The sequence below is a fragment of the Secundilactobacillus malefermentans DSM 5705 = KCTC 3548 genome (assembly GCF_001436395.1).
GTDB classification, from domain to species: Bacteria; Bacillota; Bacilli; order Lactobacillales; family Lactobacillaceae; genus Secundilactobacillus; species Secundilactobacillus malefermentans.
The window spans coordinates 1-17,306 of sequence record NZ_AZGJ01000038.1 but is presented as its reverse complement, the minus strand read 5'-3'; the positions used below and the strand labels follow the sequence as shown (position 1 = coordinate 17,306).

The 17,306-nt window shown below is 42.3% G+C and carries 20 protein-coding genes; 11 read left to right on the top strand and 9 right to left on the bottom strand.

Features of this window, described 5'->3' with window-relative positions:
• Positions 1–34: 34 nt before the first annotated feature.
• The 3 genes from FD44_RS07490 to FD44_RS07480 all read right to left on the bottom strand — a co-directional run bounded on the left by FD44_RS07490 (position 35) and on the right by FD44_RS07480 (position 2,593).
• On the bottom strand, positions 35–709 hold the full coding sequence (locus FD44_RS07490; protein ID WP_010619378.1) for a potassium channel family protein: 675 nt from the start codon (positions 707–709) through the stop codon (positions 35–37).
• On the bottom strand, positions 702–2,042 hold the full coding sequence (locus FD44_RS07485) for a TrkH family potassium uptake protein (RefSeq protein ID WP_010619379.1): 1,341 nt from the start codon (positions 2,040–2,042) through the stop codon (positions 702–704). The genes FD44_RS07490 and FD44_RS07485 overlap by 8 nt, the downstream gene beginning before the upstream one ends.
• A 125-nt stretch (positions 2,043–2,167) precedes the next feature.
• Positions 2,168–2,593: a hypothetical protein gene (locus FD44_RS07480; RefSeq protein WP_010619380.1), complete on the bottom strand. Its 426-nt coding sequence runs from the start codon at positions 2,591–2,593 to the stop codon at positions 2,168–2,170.
• 133 nt (positions 2,594–2,726) lie between these two features.
• Here FD44_RS07480 and FD44_RS07475 point away from each other — a divergent pair, with 133 nt between their 5' ends.
• From FD44_RS07475 to FD44_RS07465, 3 genes are read left to right on the top strand one after another with little or no spacing between them, the layout of a single operon-like run.
• Positions 2,727–3,248 (top strand): methylated-DNA--[protein]-cysteine S-methyltransferase, encoded by a 522-nt coding sequence (locus FD44_RS07475; RefSeq protein WP_010619381.1) that lies wholly within the window; start codon positions 2,727–2,729, stop codon positions 3,246–3,248.
• Positions 3,227–4,099: a ribonuclease H family protein gene (locus FD44_RS07470; protein ID WP_010619382.1), complete on the top strand. Its 873-nt coding sequence runs from the start codon at positions 3,227–3,229 to the stop codon at positions 4,097–4,099. The genes FD44_RS07475 and FD44_RS07470 overlap by 22 nt, the downstream gene beginning before the upstream one ends.
• A gap of 17 nt (positions 4,100–4,116) precedes the next feature.
• On the top strand, positions 4,117–4,359 hold the full coding sequence (locus tag FD44_RS07465) for a YdeI/OmpD-associated family protein (protein ID WP_010619383.1): 243 nt from the start codon (positions 4,117–4,119) through the stop codon (positions 4,357–4,359).
• 50 nt (positions 4,360–4,409) lie between these two features.
• On the opposite strand, the gene FD44_RS07460 is transcribed toward FD44_RS07465, so the two are convergent.
• Complete coding sequence (locus tag FD44_RS07460) at positions 4,410–4,976, bottom strand: DUF2179 domain-containing protein (protein WP_010619384.1); 567 nt, start codon at positions 4,974–4,976, stop codon at positions 4,410–4,412.
• Between the two features lie 137 nt (positions 4,977–5,113).
• Here FD44_RS07460 and FD44_RS07455 point away from each other — a divergent pair, with 137 nt between their 5' ends.
• The 3 genes from FD44_RS07455 (at position 5,114) to FD44_RS07445 (ending at position 8,592) form a co-directional block, all read left to right on the top strand.
• Entirely contained in the window at positions 5,114–5,656 is a 543-nt protein-coding gene (locus FD44_RS07455) for a sugar O-acetyltransferase (protein WP_033445185.1), read from the top strand.
• Positions 5,657–5,970: 314 nt separating this feature from the next.
• Positions 5,971–7,551: a BCCT family transporter gene (locus FD44_RS07450; protein ID WP_010619386.1), complete on the top strand. Its 1,581-nt coding sequence runs from the start codon at positions 5,971–5,973 to the stop codon at positions 7,549–7,551.
• A 99-nt stretch (positions 7,552–7,650) separates the two neighbouring features.
• Positions 7,651–8,592, top strand: coding sequence for a phosphoglycerate dehydrogenase (locus tag FD44_RS07445; protein WP_010619387.1), 942 nt, complete (start codon positions 7,651–7,653; stop codon positions 8,590–8,592).
• A gap of 39 nt (positions 8,593–8,631) precedes the next feature.
• On the opposite strand, the gene FD44_RS07440 is transcribed toward FD44_RS07445, so the two are convergent.
• The 3 genes from FD44_RS07440 to FD44_RS10715 all read right to left on the bottom strand — a co-directional run bounded on the left by FD44_RS07440 (position 8,632) and on the right by FD44_RS10715 (position 12,103).
• Positions 8,632–10,311, bottom strand: coding sequence for an aryl-sulfate sulfotransferase (locus FD44_RS07440; RefSeq protein WP_010619388.1), 1,680 nt, complete (start codon positions 10,309–10,311; stop codon positions 8,632–8,634).
• A gap of 95 nt (positions 10,312–10,406) precedes the next feature.
• Positions 10,407–11,933, bottom strand: coding sequence for an aryl-sulfate sulfotransferase (locus tag FD44_RS07435; RefSeq protein ID WP_010619389.1), 1,527 nt, complete (start codon positions 11,931–11,933; stop codon positions 10,407–10,409).
• The gene (locus tag FD44_RS10715; protein WP_187240432.1) at positions 11,930–12,103 is read right to left on the bottom strand and encodes a hypothetical protein; all 174 of its coding nucleotides are present in this window, start codon (positions 12,101–12,103) and stop codon (positions 11,930–11,932) included. Before FD44_RS10715 ends, FD44_RS07435 begins: the two co-directional genes overlap by 4 nt.
• A 206-nt stretch (positions 12,104–12,309) precedes the next feature.
• Here FD44_RS10715 and FD44_RS07430 point away from each other — a divergent pair, with 206 nt between their 5' ends.
• On the top strand, positions 12,310–12,771 hold the full coding sequence (locus tag FD44_RS07430; protein ID WP_010619390.1) for a universal stress protein: 462 nt from the start codon (positions 12,310–12,312) through the stop codon (positions 12,769–12,771).
• A gap of 38 nt (positions 12,772–12,809) precedes the next feature.
• The gene (locus FD44_RS07425) at positions 12,810–14,180 is read left to right on the top strand and encodes an Nramp family divalent metal transporter (protein WP_010619391.1); all 1,371 of its coding nucleotides are present in this window, start codon (positions 12,810–12,812) and stop codon (positions 14,178–14,180) included.
• A 32-nt stretch (positions 14,181–14,212) separates the two neighbouring features.
• Here FD44_RS07425 and FD44_RS07420 read toward each other — a convergent pair whose 3' ends face one another.
• Positions 14,213–14,572, bottom strand: coding sequence for a DUF488 domain-containing protein (locus FD44_RS07420; protein WP_010619392.1), 360 nt, complete (start codon positions 14,570–14,572; stop codon positions 14,213–14,215).
• 64 nt (positions 14,573–14,636) lie between these two features.
• On the opposite strand from FD44_RS07420, the gene FD44_RS07415 reads away from it, so the two are divergent.
• The gene (locus tag FD44_RS07415) at positions 14,637–15,260 is read left to right on the top strand and encodes a DNA-3-methyladenine glycosylase (RefSeq protein WP_010619393.1); all 624 of its coding nucleotides are present in this window, start codon (positions 14,637–14,639) and stop codon (positions 15,258–15,260) included.
• A gap of 38 nt (positions 15,261–15,298) precedes the next feature.
• On the opposite strand, the gene map is transcribed toward FD44_RS07415, so the two are convergent.
• Positions 15,299–16,090 carry a type I methionyl aminopeptidase gene (map, locus tag FD44_RS07410; RefSeq protein WP_010619394.1) on the bottom strand — a complete coding sequence of 264 codons (792 nt, stop codon included), beginning with the start codon at positions 16,088–16,090 and terminating at the stop codon, positions 15,299–15,301.
• 115 nt (positions 16,091–16,205) lie between these two features.
• Here map and FD44_RS07405 point away from each other — a divergent pair, with 115 nt between their 5' ends.
• A complete protein-coding gene (locus tag FD44_RS07405; RefSeq protein WP_010619395.1) occupies positions 16,206–16,412 on the top strand; it encodes a hypothetical protein in 207 nt (68 codons plus the stop codon).
• A 92-nt stretch (positions 16,413–16,504) separates the two neighbouring features.
• Complete coding sequence (locus FD44_RS07400) at positions 16,505–17,281, top strand: PAS domain-containing protein (protein WP_010619396.1); 777 nt, start codon at positions 16,505–16,507, stop codon at positions 17,279–17,281.
• Positions 17,282–17,306: the final 25 nt, after the last annotated feature.

Here is a 17,306-nt window from a genome sequence, read left to right as displayed (position 1 = left end):
CCAATTATCGGGGTTCACTTCAGATTTCGTTTTTTTAATCTGTTTCTTTATTAAATTTATCAACATTCGTCGCATCGCCAACGACGGCAATTGTGTCATCTAAATGAATTTTAGCGTCTGGTAGGGGCGACACATCAACTCGACCATTTCGCGTAATCGCAATGACGGTGACGTCGTATTTTTCACGAATGGCTAGTTCCGCCAATGTGTGTCCGTCAAAAGCTGAATTCTCAATTTTGACTTCAGCCAAAGTCACAGTGTCATTTAGGGCGAGGTAGTTCACGATGTTTGGCCTGAGCGTATGCAGGGCAACCCGTTTTCCCATATCCTTTTCCGGTTGAACAATTTTATCGGCACCAATTTTCTCAAGAACTCGGGCATGGCTCGAATTTTCAGCCTTACAAATGAGGTGCTTGGCGCCCAATTCCTTCACAATCAGGGTGGCCATGATACTGGCCTGAATATGCTCGCCAATTGAGATAAAAACGTAATCGAAACTGCCGAGTGACAGATTCTTTAAAACATCCTCGTCTTCTGCATCAGCAATGACTGCCCGTGTCGCAATGTTCATAAAATCATCCACGATTTCTTCATTTTTATCAATTGCGAGAACTTGCTCACCGGCCTCAACCAATGCCCGACAAATTGAACCGCCAAACTGGCCTAATCCAATGACTGCAAAGTTTTCTTTTCCACGTAGTTTATCCAATTAAGACACTCTCCTCTGGGTAGCGGTACCCTTTTGCTGGATGCTCCGAATTCAAAATTGAGAACATCACTGTGTAAATTCCGACTCTCCCAATGAACATTAAGGCGATAATAATCAATTTACCAATGACGGTTAGATGAGCTGTCAGTCCCAACGAAATCCCAGTAGTCCCAAAAGCAGCTAGGGCTTCAAACACAATATACTCCAGTCCAAATCCTTTAGGTACCGTTTCTGTAAAGGTTAGGATAATGATGGCAACTCCCAAAATAACTAAGGCAACGAAAACCAGTGTTAATGCGCGAAAAATGTTCTCCTGGGTGAAACGACGGTGACCAAATTCGGCGTCACGATTGCCTCTAAGGGTCGCCCAACTTTGAATCACAAGAAGACCCACCGTGGTCGTCTTAATCCCACCAGCGGTCGATCCAGGGGTTCCACCGATAAACATGAGGGCCATCGTGAACAGAATCCCTGCCATTGACAACTTATTATAAGGAACGGTCACAAATCCCGCTGTTCGTGGGGTAATTGCCATAAAAATGGTATTGACGAGGCGATCGAAAAAAGATCCCGATTGATCAAAATGAAAGTTTCGTTCTGAAATAAAGAAGATAATCATTGCTAGGATGATTAGCACGCTGCCAGTTCGGAGCGCTAATTTGGTATGAAGCGAGAGATGTTTTGTTTTGTGGTAAAGCAGTAAATCTTGCCAAACCAGGAAACCAAAGGATCCAGCAATAATCAAAATGGAAATCACAATGAGGACGTAGGGATCGTTTCGGAAAGAAATAAGACTGTTACCAAATAAATCAAAGCCGGCGTTACAAAATGCCGAAATGGCGTGGAAAATACTATAGCCGATGCCCTTTGAAAGGCCGAAACGCGGATAAAAGTCCACAAATAGTAACGCGGCGCCGACCAGCTGAATAATGAGTGAAAGGCTAATGACCCACCGAACAATACTAACTTGTGACAAATTATTGAGGTTGAGGGATTCTTTAGTTAAGAGTTGAGTTGTTAAGGCGAGCTTTCGTCTCATGAATAAGAAGAGGAGGACCGTAAACGTCATGAAACCTAGGCCACCGACTTCCATTAGAAGCATAATAATGACTTTGCCAAAAAAGGTCCAGTGTAGCGCCGTATTGACTAAAGTCAGCCCGGTAATACAGTTGGCAGAAGTCGCCGTAAAGAATGCCGTTAGTAGGGAGGTTTCATTTCCACCAGTCGTTGAGATGGGAAGCATTAGTAAAATCGTCCCAACTAAAATAATTGAAATGAAGCCGAACGTTAATGTTTTTGAAAGTGAAAGATGTCTGTGGGCATACCGCTGCATTCTGAGGCCTCCTAAACCGGTTAGTTTGGTTACATTATGCCATACATAGTTGGTAGAAAAACAGGTTTATACAAAAAATCCCCCCAAATACGATGGAGGGATTAGGTCAATCATCATCAATTAACCTATTTGCGTTTTTTAATCTTCTTAGGTTGTTGTTCCTTAATCACCTTGAGCTGATCCTTAATAGTCTGAATGTCACTGGTATTCTTTGTTTTCCAATCTTGATAGGTGAACGAAGAATCGGTATCCGTTGGTTTCAAACCCGTGTCCAGCCAAAATAGTGCTTCAGTCAAACTGGCAAAGTTGTGCATCCACAATGTCTGGCCATTTTCAGAATCAAAGGCAACGTATGACTTGTAGTGCCGTTTAAGGAATGTGTGCCGACGAATCTTAAACGCCTCACGTTTGCGAGTTAAACGGTAATCAGGTAATATGTATTGACCAGTTGATTCCAGTTCTGGAAACGGCTCGTCGCGCTGACTTTTTTGATCCTTTAACAGTGCGCGGGCTTGGTTAGCCGTGATTAACTTTACTCGAAAATGATCCATCAAATGCCCCCTCTAAATTAATTATGCTCTGATTGTATCTATTGGTTCAATTTTAGCATAATCGCGGTAAAATTAGTATTGAGGTGTTCGATGTTTACTAAACGTTAAGGTTCCAGCGAAGGGATGACGTGAAATGCAAATTAGTCTAAATCAACTTACATTGCCCAATTTTAAGTTATGGATTGGTGTCTCCAAGAGGGGCTTGGTATTTGTTGGCGCACCAAATGGCGCTAAGGATGAAATTAACAATTTTTATGATCCAGCCACAATTGATACGACTGAGATTTCAAACCTTGACGTATTTAAAAAGTGGTTTGTTTCTTATTTTGCTGGTCGCAAGTCCGCCATGCCACCGATTGATCGAACGATTGGAACAGATTTTCAAAAGCGAGTTTGGCGGACGCTCGAACAAGTCACCTATGGAACAACGGTTAGTTATGGTGAATTAGCCGAAAAAATGGGACAGAAAACCGCGGCTCGAGCAGTTGCTCACGCAGTGTCACATAATCCGGTAATGTACCTGGTGCCGTGTCACCGTGTTATTAAATCTGATGGAAAAATAGGTCAGTACAGTGCTGGACCTGAATTAAAAGCGGCATTACTCAAAATGGAAAGTCAGGGAGGTGAGTTGGAATGGCCAAGTACTACGCCGTAAGAAAAGGGAAGAAAACCGGTATTTTTACAAACTGGGATGAAACAAAGGCGCAGGTTTCAGGCTATCCTGGCGCACAGTATAAAAGCTTCAAGGCAAAGGCTGATGCTGAGGCCTATTTAAAAGATGAGGAAGAAAAACCGTCCTCAGATTTCAAAAAAGGTAAGACGCCACTCGTTCACTGGACAAATGAAGTAGTGGTCTATACGGACGGGGGTTCCCGCAACACTGGCAACGTTCAGGGTGGCCACGTTAAGGCGAGTGATAAAGCTGCCTGGGCATACCGAATTGAAGTGGATGACACCGTCATTCCGGGATCTGGCGGCGAGTTTGGGGCAACTAATAACCGCATGGAAATTATGGCATTGAGAGAAGCCCTGCGGAAACTCGTTTCGTTAAATTTAACTGACCGTGAAATTTTAATTGTCATGGATTCGACCTATGTTTTAAATGCAATCAACAAGGGTTGGATGAAAGGTTGGAAGCGGAATGGGTGGAAACGTTCCTCGGGCAAGCTTCTTAATAAAGAACTGTGGCAAGAACTTGACCGATTACTGCCCCAATTTTCGAAGCTTCGGTATGAGTGGACAAAGGGTCATGCGACTAATGATGGCAACATTTTTGTGGATGAGCTCCTCAATCAAACGATGGACGAGATGCCAGACAAGGGCGCAAAGCAACCCCACGTCAGCCACAAACCTACCAAGGCGCATTTAACGAAGCCTGAGGTATCAGCACCTGCTTTAAAAAAGGAACCAGTTATCAAAAAGGCAGAACCCACCGTGGCGGATAAAGCGGCAACAGAACGTTCCGTTAACGATATTGCTGAAAGTTTGAAAAAATTAGGATTTTAAGTGGAGCGAGGGAAATTATGGAAAAGAAAACGTTAAAAGACTATGAAGTCGATATTCCTAGAGTGGCCGAGTTATTAGCAACAGATTCGAAAATGCAGGAATTCTTTAATGCCTTAACGCCAGGCTATCAGCGAGAATGGGCTCGGTTCATTTTTGGTGCGAAAGCGGAAGCAACTAAGGAACGTCATATTGAGCAAATGAAAGTTGTTTTTAAGGCGGGCTTCAAATCGAAGCGCGGTTACGATCAGAAAGAAAAGTAGCTAAAAAATCCTCCATAATCAGATTTTGACTGGTTATGAAGGATTTTTTTCTACTTTTCTTTTTTTATTGCTTTTCTAAATCGGCGATCAACTTCCTTACTCCAGAAGCCGCCTGAGAGTTCAGTTGGCTCGTTTACCATCACAAAGGCGGTAGGCGCAAGTTCTTTAATCAACGCCATAAGTCGCTTATCCGCTTTACGCGGTGCCAGAATACTCATAATGAGCCGTGAGCCTTCACGCCCATATCCCCAGGTTTCAGTAACGCCGTAACCACTTTGGCGTAATTTTTCTGGGAGCTTCTTGTTGTGTTCATAGCTTGGACTATCATTATCGATTTCGACGGTAACTTGAAAGTTTACGTAGCCAAGCGCAATATGATCCTCAATCAAAATTCCGAGGTAGATTCCTAAACCAAAGCCAACGGTGTAGGCGATGACGTTAACGGGTGAATTGATATTCTTCAACGCAATCGCCAGTGCGATAACGTAGACAAATTCTTCCACAATAGCTAACAGTGGCGCCCATAGACGTTGCCGCCTGACGACCAGCATGGTTCGAAAAGTGTTTAAAGTAATGTAACACGCATTTAGCAAAAAAATGGTAATAGCAAGTTTCAAATAAAAGCCTTCTTCGTTGATTTATTCCAATTATCTTCATTCTAGCACGATGCTAAAAAAGTGGTTGTTTAACGATGTGATATGATAGAGGGGTAAAAAGAAAAGAGGAATATCTTTTGACGACAGAGCGTGAAAAAATGACGGCAGGTGAAGCCTACCAGCAATTCGACCCAGAATTGATAGAACGACGAGAGTTTATTCGAAATGAATTGGTTTCAATTAACCATATTACGGATAACGAAAAACGGAACGGTCGGTTTAAGGATCTTCTAGCTGAAACCGGCGAACATTTTTTTGTTGAATCAGATTTTAAATTTGATTATGGTTTCAATATTCATATTGGTGATCACTTCTACGGTAATTATGACATGACATTTTTGGATACTTGCCCAATTACGATTGGGAGTCATTGTTATTTTGGCCCCAATATTGGCTTGTATACACCAGTTCATCCATTGGATCCCACGGAAAGAAATGCCGATGTTGAAATGGGCAAACCCATTACGATTGGTGATAGTGCTTGGCTAGGTGGCCGAGTGACAATCCTTCCCGGCGTTACTTTGGGAGACAATGTTGTTGTCGGTGCCGGTTCAGTGGTCACAAAATCATTTGGTGATAACGTTGTCATTGCCGGAAATCCAGCAAGAGTTATCAAAGAAGTTCCAAAATCTTCTAAATAAATTTCAAATTGCTTTGTAATGAAGATGGCAACGGTTACAATTGGCTGTTACAAAATGCTTATTCATCCAATCGATTTTACTTATTGATATTAATGGCTATAATGAAACTAAGATCAATATCGTGAATGGAATTGGCAATTTGTATAAGATGTAAAACGCGCTGTGCAGGTTGCTTTAAAAGTAGTTGCTGACTGTGCGTTTTTTTATTTGCCCGCGAAATTGAGTTGCTGCTAGATTAACGATAGGGTTAGCCTAGCACGGTACCACTAGATTAGAGGAGGATTTTTATTTTAAGAAGTAAAAATATCGATAAGTTGGTTTTCATACCAGTCATCGCCGTATTCATGGTCGCAGCATTAGTTTTCATCATTGGTGGGTCTGCATTGCAGGCACCTTTAGCCAGTGTACTGAGCTGGATCAACATACATTTAGATTGGGCTTACCTATGGGTTTATGCGATCAACTTTATCTTTTTGATTTACTTAGCTGTTAGTCGATTTGGGAACATTAAGCTTGGTAGTGAAACAGACAAGCCTAAGTATAGTAACTTCAAATGGGGTGCCATGGTATTTGCAACGGCAATCGATGCAAGTATCATGATGCTCAGCATGGTTGATCCACTTCGGATGATCCAGCATCCAAGTTACGGTTCCGCACCAATGTCCAAGGGCGCTTTTGCCATGGCAACGGTGTTCGGTCAATTTAACTGGGGGCCCATGGCGTGGATGATGTTCGCGCCAGCAACCATCCTAGTTGGATACATCTTGTACCGTAAGCGCGGCCATGTTCAACGTTTGAGCGATGGTTTGGAAGTTTTGCAGGGTAAAGGTCGAGGTAAAACAATTGGCCGGAACGTTGTCGATCTTCTTGTCGTTTTCGGTATCATGGGTGGTATTGGCTCGTCAATCGGAATGGAAGTTCCAGTTATTTCTAAAGTTTTATCAGGAATCACTGGTTGGACTGACAATTTAACTCTTAAATCAGGATTATTCTTCTTCCTGTTCATTATTTTTGCTGTCACCGTTTTTCATGGTTTAAATGGTGGAATTGATAAATTAAGTGAAATTCATATTTGGCTCGCAATCTTATTCTTGCTGTTGGTCTTTCTCATTGGACCAACCCGTCGATTGATTGGGTCTGAATTTAATAGCGTTGGTTTATTTGTTCAAAAGTTTGTTCCAATGTCATTTGGGATGCATCATAACTTTGGTCAACAGAACACGTTATTCTATTGGGGTTGGTGGTTATCATACATGCCAATCATGGGCTTGTTCATTGCCCAAATTTCTCGAGGCCGAACGATTCGTCAGGTTCTTGTCGGAATGCTGACATATGGTGCCGGTGGTTGTGCGTCATTCTACGCGGTCCTTGGTGGTTACACACTTTGGATTCAGCAAACGGGTGTCGTTGATTTGGTTCACGTACTGAACACACAAGGTCAGGCTGCCGTTATCGCTGCCGTCATTGGAACATTACCAATGAAGACCGTCATGATGAGTTTGTACTGTGTTTCTTGCTTTATTTTCTTGGCAACAACTATTTCTGGATCTGCTTATATTTTGGCATCATTCACCAGTACACCGTTGCATAACCAAGAACCTAGCCGATTTAACAGAATGTCATGGGTCGTTGTCTTCATGCTCTTCTCATTTGGTATTATGTTGGTTGGTGGCTTTAATGCCGTGCAAACTGTTTCCGTCATTGCCGGGTTCCCACTAATTGGAGTTTGTTTAATCACATTATTCTCGATTTGGAAACTCGTCAAAAAGGATCCAGTCATCTTGGCTGCAAAGGAATCGGATTTGGCTACCAAACGCCGACGTGAATCCTTGGTTGAGCGACGATCAGCAATTCATGGTCATCTAATTTTGTCACCAAATCACGCAACAAATTAATCAGTTAATAATATAGGCGAGGCAAGAACATTTTGTCTCGCTTTTTGTGTCCAATGGTCTATAATCCGGTATAATTAAAGTCGAAATGAGGTGCTGTAATTGAGCAAGAAGGTCTTAATTCCCAGAAATGGGGAACAATTAACCGAAAACTATTTAACTAAAAAAGGGTACACCATCGTCGAATACGATCACGAACTGGACGCCGACTTTATGGAAAAAGCCGCTGACGTTGATGCGATTGTTTCCATTGGTCACGGCTATGACAAGCAAACCCTAGAGAGCTTAAAACAATTGACCATTGTGGCTGGCATGGGTGTCGGCTACGATGCGACTGACGTTGAAACTGCTGCAGAGCTGGGCATTTGGGTGACAAATAATCCTGGGTCAAATGCGATTACGGTGGCGGAATCAACGGTGACAGATATCTTATTACTATCGAAGAACGCTTATCAGGCTTCCCAAGCGCTTGAAGACGGCCACTGGAATATCAAACGACAGACGATGGGATTTGACTTAAACGGCAAAACGGTCGGAATTGTTGGCTTTGGTCACATTGGCCAAGAGGTCGCAAAGCGACTCGTTGGATTTGGCGTTAAAATTTTATTTTATAATCGATCAGAGAAAACAAGTACCTACGGAGAGCAAGTATCACTTGAACGTATTTTGACCGAATCTGATTATGTGTCACTGCACGTTCCCGCCACACCGGCGACCCATCACATGATTGGCGCAAAAGAACTTAGAATGATGAAGCCGAGTGCCAGCCTTGTGAACTTTGCGCGTGGTTCGGTGATTGATGAGGCGGCACTGGTGGAAGCGTTGAAGAGCGGTGAAATTAGAAGCGCAGCATTAGACGTCTTTGAACAAGAGCCATTGAAAAAGGACAGCCCACTACTTGGATTGGACAACGCATTTTTGACACCTCATACGGGTTCTAATACCATTGAAGCAAGTCAAAGAATGGCGCTGGGTGCCGAGAAAATGGTGGATCAAGCATTATCGGGGAAACGTCCCGATTTTGCGGTCAATGATCCAAAATAACAAAAAGGAGTAAACGTGTTTTTACGTTTACTCCTTTTCTTATGGGAACAAGGTCATTCTCTGCGCGCGATAACTCCAATCTCCAGTTGAGAAATTCGTTCGATCAACATCAAAGACAACTTGATTGGTTTTGCGGTTTACCTCCACAAATTCGCTTCGTTTACCAGAATCGGCATAACCGAAGTTAATCAGCGTATTATCGTTGCCGATAGCGTAACTGCTTCCAACAATATTGGTGAAATTCGTCTTTCCAAGCGATTTACCATAACTCCAGGTTTTAGTAACGGTTCGGTTGACTCGATCAATTTTGACAATATCACCAGTGGAATAGGTTTTTGACGCTTTCTGGTTTCCACGAGTTACAACCACATTATTGTCATAGAACTCGAGTTCAACCTGATTGCCGTTGATTTTGCCGGTATGAATCAATTTAACTGCATGTTGGCCAGCGTTGAATTTATAGTTCTTGGTGGTTGGCTTTAGCAGAAATTTCTGATACTTTTTCGGAAGCTTTTGATTGACGGCTAAAATCCAATTAAGGCTCAATGTTTTGTAATTAATTGCGAAAATCATATCTTGGTTTCGACCAGAAATGATGAGTTCACCGTTTTTCTGATCGTAATACATCGAATTTTGGTGGAACCAGTCAATTTTGTCGTCGGAACGATGGGTGCCCTCGTACTTTGTGTAGGAACTGACGGGGAGAATTCGTTTCAAATCGATAACTTTCTTGATTTTTCCCGTTTGGCGGTCAATCTGAATCATGGTGTCCTCAACGTAGTCTGCGCTGCCATCATCAACCGTTAACAAAAAATCGCCGTTTGGCATTTCGATTGCATCATGGTGAATGACGGTGTTTTCAGCGAGCTTCGTATGATCTGAATGGGTTGGGAAAATTCCCTTGAAATCGTACTGCTTGTAAACGTGACCGTAGAAATCGGTCACTTGCAGGGCGTTGTACTTATGAGAGTTATCATCCACTTTGGTCACAATCAAAAGGCGATTATTTTTGAGGCGTTTAAAGACGTGCGATGTTTCTTTGGTGCTGTACCAACGGACTTTTCCCTGAGCGTCCAACCCATAGGTAATTCCCTGACTACTGATGGCAAAGGTCAGTTTGGCGTTTCCTTTGCCTAATGCCATTTTGGAGGGGACCGATTTCTTGAGGGTGTTTGTCCCAACGTCGGCGGGGACGGCAGCCGTCGTCATGTCATAAGTGGCGCTTGTTTTTGTGCCAGATTTGGTCGTAAACGTTAGCTGCACCTGATTTGTTCGGCTAGCATATAAGCCCAGGACACCAACGGAATGATTCTGCTGATATTTTTTATAGTGTTTCGTGATAGTCGTTGCCTTAGTGTCCCCAACAACCTGCATGGTTACTTTTGTAGCGGTCTTCGTTTTCACCAAAATGAGGCCGCTTAACGGACTGGTTTTGTAAGGGTTAACGATTGCTTGTCCATTGACAGTTCCAACCGTAAGATTTTCCAGCTGGGACTTATAGTAACTCCGCAACGACTTGGTTGCATCAATGTGAGTCGTTGAAAGCGTGGGTGTTAAATTTTGCTTGATTTGAGCGATTGATAAGGTGTGCTTGTTTGTGTGTGTCTGACTTACCAGTGAACGATTCTTGATGACAGTTCGCTCGTGATAGGCATATCCCCCGATGATTGCAATGATAATGATGAGTACGACGCCGATGACCGGCCATTTTCGTTTCATAATGAGTCCCCTTAATCATAGTAAAATGCGTTGGAGTTAAGAAAAATCACCTCCAACGCATTTTCTTTAACATTATTAAATTAACTAAGTTTTCGCTATTTGTAAACTGAGAAGGTGTAGTTGCTTGGATAAACTGCAACTCGATAAGCTCGGTAAACGTAAGCCTTTGAAGCTGGATTTGAAACGGTTAGGTTGAAGATCTGCTTGTTTTGATCAACTTCAACGATGTTGCTCTTGTTACCGCCATCGACGAACCCATAGTCCATGAGATAGTTATCGGTTCCTAATTTTTGAGTGTAATCGATGATGTAACTAAAGTTTTGTTTGCCAAGCGTTTTACCATAAGCCCAAGTTTGGGTAATGGTCTTTTTCTTTTGGTTAATCTTGAATTGAACTCCTTGAGAATACTTGCCAGACGTTTTCTTATCACCATTTGTAACGGCAATATTATTGTCAAAAATCAGAACGTTTTCAATGTTGCCTGATTTAGATTGTGATAATTGGTAAAGGCCATGTTGTCCACCAGTAACCGCTGTTCCTTTGGTAGGGGTCAATAGATACTTGCGATATGCCTTGGGCCAAGTTGACTTCTTTTTGCCGGAATAAATCCACTTAATTTGTTGGGTCTTCCAGTTAATCTTCATCATCAAATCTTGGTGTCGACTCGAGAGCAAGATACTGTGATCCTTCTTAACGTAGTCGACAGCATTGTTATGGAACCAATCTAGTTTGCCATCAGCCCGTTTCTTTGATTTATATTCCTTGTACATTGCGGCTGGCAAAATATTTTTAAGGTTTAAGACGCGAACGACTTTCCCAGTCTTATGTGAAATTTCAACAACTGTGTCCTCAACGTACTTCTTTGAGCCGTCGTTCACAGTGACAAGTAAGTTATGGTTAGGTAACTCGGTGATGTCATGGTGAATGATCGTTGTTTCAGCTTTAGCAGCACCAGTTTCGTTAGTGGTGGTCTTGGTACCAAATGAGTATTCCTTGTAGACGCGGCCAAGGTAGTCGGTCTCAAGTAGGTCGTTATACATCATGTCGGATTGCTTGTTCTTAGTTAGGAACAAGAAGTGGCCGTTATGAATGTTTTCCATCAAATGTTGGTTCCAAAGGGTTGAATACCAACGAACTACGCCATCACCATCAACTGCAAATGATTCTTTAGTTGATCGAACAAGCAGCGTTAACTTATTTTTACCGATCACCATTTTTGATTTGTTCGTATTTTTGATGGTTGGTTTTGAATCCTTAATGTATTTAGGTAGCGAAGTTGTTGTCTTCACGGACAATGACTTAGTTGCCTTTTTGCCATTTTTATCGGTAGTCGTAATCTTAACGGTGTTTGCGCCAGAGTAAAGACCAACCACTGGAATTTGGCGGGTCTTGCTGTAACCCTTAACCGAGTTTGAAATTGATGTATTCTTCGTTTTTCCAACAACCGTGTAGGTCACTTTTACGGCATCATCGGTATGGAAGATGACCAGGGCGGAAAGTGGCGAAGTTTCGTATGGATTTACCTTAACGTATGGCGTATCCAAAGTGTTTTTGGTAGACTCAACTTCTTTTTTATATGTAGCAGTTAATGATTTTTGATTGTCTTCACGAGTTGTAATCAATGGCCATTAATGTTTTTCTTAACCTGGGCGCTTGAGAGAACCCCTGATTTTGTTTTGGCATCTCTGGTACCACCCGATGCATTTGAACTACAACCAGCTAACACGAGCAAAAGACCCAAAGCCAGTACTGGCAGCGCTAACAATTTAGACAACTTTTTATGTTTACCCAACTTACTCACTCCTAAATTTATGATAATGACTAACACACTAGTATATTGTCCATAATATTAAATGAATATTAAATAGTCTCATCTGTCTTTAATTTGACACACGTATTTAATTCGTCTGATATATTTGGGCGGATGAACGCCATGAAACGGGACTTAGTGCTATAATGTGAAATGAATAATTAAGATTGATTAGGGAGGATTTTAAAATGAGTGAAAGTGAGCAAACGTTGCCACTATTTTTTAAACGGGTACTGTTGACGGTTGATGCCGATGATACTGATTCTACTAAGCATGCGTTTCGATTTGCAGTGACGTACGCAAAGGATAATGGGATTAGTTTGGGAATCGTTTCCGTTATGGAAATGGAAGATATTAATATTTATGATTCATTATCACCAGATCGCTTACAAAAAAAGCGTGAGGCGGTTGAAGAAGTTGTTAAGCATTATGCCGATTTGGCTAAACAATATGGCGTTAAGTCCGTTAAATCACTAATTGGTGAGGGCGGTGACGTTGATGATGTTGTGCTGGATCAAATTATTCCTGAATTTCATCCAGACCTCGTTGTCTGCGGTGCTGACATGGTTGATGCCAGACATAAGTCAGGTAAAACAATTGGACTACATTTAGCGAAACGTGTCTCTACTTCCGTTATCGTCGTTCGATAATCATCTTATAAATCATCACATAGGAAGCGAGGCAGAATATGGCAAAATCTGACGAAACACATAAGACAAAACATGAAAAAATGATGGATGTCACCGATGGCCAAAGCAAGAGTTTGGATGAAATCAATGGCACGATTAATGTGCCGGCAAACGCTGGCTTCTGGCGAACCTTTGCAGCATATAGTGGTCCAGGAGCGCTGATTGCGGTCGGCTATATGGACCCTGGTAACTGGATTACCTCAATTGCCGGTGGTTCTCAATTTAAATATAAGCTGTTAACGGTTATTCTATTATCTAGTTTAATTGCGATGCTCCTTCAAGCGATGGCGGCAAGGTTGGGAATCGTCACGGGACGTGATTTAGCACAATTAACGCGTGATCACACAAATAAAGGCCTAGGAATATTCCTTTGGATTATCACGGAATTAGCGATTATGGCGACTGATATCGCTGAAATTATTGGTTCCGGTATTGCAATCGAGTTGCTGTTCCACATTCCACTAATTATCGGGATTGCAATTACCGCATTAGATGTTTTGATATTGCTCTTATTAATGAAACTTGGCTTCAGAAAAATTGAAGCGATTGTCGCGACGTTGGTTGCCGTTATTCTTTTTGTCTTTCTATATGAAGTTATTTTAGCGCAACCACAGTTTTCTCAAATTTTGGGCGGCTTCGTTCCCAAGACGGATTTAGTCACTAATAATTCGATGCTTTATTTAGGCCTTGGAATTGTGGGTGCAACTGTGATGCCTCATAATTTATATTTGGGTTCTTCAATTTCTCAAACTAGAAGCTTTGACCATAACGATGAAGCAAGTGTTCGCAAGACAATCAAATTTACGATTATCGATTCGAACACACAGTTGACGGTTGCGTTTGTTGTGAACTGTTTGCTATTAATCTTAGGTGCCGCACTATTCTTTGGCACAAACAGCGATTTAGGTCGATTTGGCGACTTGTACAACGCCCTACAGGATTCTCAAATTGTGGGGGCAATTGCCAGTCCAATTCTAAGTATGTTGTTCGCCATTGCGCTGCTGTCATCCGGACAAAGTTCTACTATTACGGGGACATTGGCTGGTCAAGTTATTATGGAAGGGTTCATTCACTTAAAGATGCCACTTTGGGCCCAACGACTATTAACACGATTACTTTCAATTACTCCCGTGCTCATTTTTGCCATTTACTTTAAGGGTAACGAGGCAAAGATCGAAGGGTTGCTGACACTGTCGCAGGTGTTCCTGAGCATTGCGTTGCCATTTGCGATTGTGCCACTGATTATCTTCACAAGTAGTAAGAAGCTCATGGGGCCATTCGTGAACAAGCCGTGGGTCAAATGGACTTCGTGGATTATCGCCATTATATTAATTGCTTTAAATCTAAATTTGATATTTGAAACGCTATAAGAAAAGCCTGCTAACGTTGAGTTAGTAGGCTTTTATAATTTCTCTGAGATATATTTTTGGAGGACAACTGCTTGATTGTGAGTTTCGTCCTTCGCGCCAAATAGGAGAATGACGTCCTGATGCTCAAGCTGGTCTTTGATTAGATCAATAAATGCCGCCGTTTCTTTGTTTGCATCAAGTTCAGCAATATATTTTTGACTGAATTCAGCATACTTCTCTGGATCATGATTGAACCATTTCCGAAGGTCAGTTGACGGTCCAATTTCCTTCTTCCAAAGGTCTAAAGCTGCGTTCACCTTGGAGATTCCACGTGGCCAAAGCCGATCCACTAAGATTCGATAGCCGTTTTGGTCAATCGGTTTGGTGTAAATCCGTTCAATTTTAAGTTTCATGAAAGTCACCACCCTTGTTGAAAGTTTACCACCAAGTTATATTAGAGAAAAGGAGGGGGATTTGATGAGTGAATTAACAGCGTTCTTCAGTGGGGAACCAACTGAGCTGATCGCCAGTGAATTATTGGGAAAGACGCTACGTTATCAGACAAATCAGGGGGTAATGAGCGGCTACATTACTGAAGCGGAAGCGTATTTGGGACAAAATGATTCAGCGGCTCATGCCTTTCAAGGGAAGCGAACTCCCTCAAATGAAGCTCTCTATCGGGATCCTGGTACGATTTATATCTATTCAATCCATGGTCGGTACATGTTTGACATTGCGACCCAGGAAGCCGGCGTTCCCCAAGGAATTTTGGTGAGAGGGTTGGAGCCCGTTGAAGGCATTGAGATAATGCGACAAAATCGTCCGCGTGAAGGGTATGAATTAACAAATGGCCCCGGGAAATTAATGCAGGCACTTGGTATCCAGGACAAGGCTTTAAACCTCATTTCTTTGGATGAGGCCCCACTCACAATTCAATTAACCGGAAAAATTCCAGCAAAGGTGGGAGAATCCTCCCGAATTGGTGTTAGTCAGAATGGAAATGGCACGTTGTTGCCACTGCGCTATTTTGTGGCGGGGAACCCATACGTTTCAGGAATGAGAAAACGCGAGATGGATTTAGAAAATAGGGGATGGAAGTAAAAAACGGTTAATCACTGGGTTTGTGGTTAACCGTTTTTCTATAGGTATCTTTTATCAAACTCTGGATCCTGTGAGGTTAAAATCTGAGGACCATCTTTTGTGATTGCTAAGGTGTGTTCAAATTGGGCAGAAGGCGTGTTGTCGGCCGATGCGTAGTATTCCCAAGAATCGCCATCAACAACGCGGGGGACAATTTTCCAAGTGCCAAGGTTCACCATTGGCTCAATTGTAATCGTCATTCCTTCACGCAAACGTAATCCCTTACCCTTTTCGCCGTAGTGGGGTACGTTGGGTTGCTCGTGGATGGTTGGCTGAATCCCGTGACCAATTAAGTCACGGACATCGCCCATATGATTTTCCACTTCGACATATTGTTGAATAGCATAGCCGATATCACCAATTCGATTACCAACCTGCGCCTGATCAATTCCCAAGTAAAGGGCCTTTAAAGTAACATCCATCAATTTTTGGACATCCTTTGAAACTTTACCAACTGCATAACTCCAGCAAGAATCGCTTTCGAATCCGTCCAAATTGACGCACATATCGACTTTGACAATGTCTCCCTTTTTGAGGATGAGATTCTTGCGGGGAATGCCATGGGCCACCTCTTCATTGACGCTGACACAGGTTGCAAACTTGTAGCCGTCAAATCCAATTTCAGAAGCCGTTGCACCATGTGATTCAATGTAGTTCCGGGAAAATTCTTCAATTTCCCATGATGAGATGCCGGGTTTGATAATATCACGCAATCCCAAATGAACACCGGCCAATATAGCGCCGGATTCACGCATCTTTTCAATTTCTCGTGCAGATTTTAATGTAATCAATTCCAAGAACTCCTTTGATATGCTAATTCTAATTTACTCCTTTTTTCCGATTATGACGAGATTGACCTTTTATAGGGTATACTGATGGCAACTAGATCAGATGGAGGTGCCTTACATGAAACGCGTTCTATTAGTGGTTAGAATGGTTCTTTGGCTCTTGCTGGTGGCATTTATTATTGCTTTCTTCGTTTCGGGACAAATTGATTTTACGAATGTGGCTGGATTTAAAAATTATCTTGCTCAATCATTAAGAACCGTCTTTCCGATTTTAATCGTATTTTTGTTATTAGTTGGCATAACTTTATTAGATAAAAGAAAATAATTAATTTTTATGTTGTAACCGCTTTACATCTATGTGAAAAAAATCTTATAATAGATTATGCTAAAAAAAGTGCATTTGAAGGGAGCATTATTATGAGTGAAAATGATTTTAGTCATATTGAATTAGATAATGGAAACGTTGAGGATTTAACTGCAAGTGGCAAGTCTAAGGCAACTGTCGAGGGTGTCGATATGAATGCCGATGATTGGGTTGAACAAGCAGCCAAAAAGGTTAATGCTGCTGAGGGGAAAGATTACGTCAAATTAGATCGTGGTATTCTAACGGTCGACCAATTGAATAACTTTTTGAACTCGATGCCAATGGAGTTAACTTATGCGGATGACAATAACCAATTCATCTACTACAACAACATGGTGCCCCACGATGACATGTTAGCACCTCGTTGGCCAAAACAAGCTGGTGACCCAATGTCAGCAGTTCATCCAGCGCGTGCTGTTAAGCATGTTGCACAAGTAATCAACGGCTTGCGAACTGGTGAAAAAGCCAGTTTCCAAATGCCAGTTCCCGGTAACGGTCCAGATCGTTACATCATCCATAACTACATTGGGATGCACGACAAAGACGGCGACTACGCTGGTGTTAACGAACAAGTTCTCGATATCATGCCAGAAATTAAGTGGTATCTCGCCAAAACTGGCCAAAAACTTGTTCCAGATCCAGACGCTGTGACAGGCGCCTCCGTTAAGGGTGGCCCTGCTGATACGGCAACTGCTGCTTCTGGCGCTGAACCAGAACCAGCGGCAAAGCCTGACACAAGTACCGGTGCTTCAGATGCTGCTCCGGCTCCAAAGCCAGAACCAAAACCTGAACCAAAGCCTGATACAAGTACAGGTGCTTCAGAAGGATAGATTAAAGGCTCTCTGTCAAATCCTG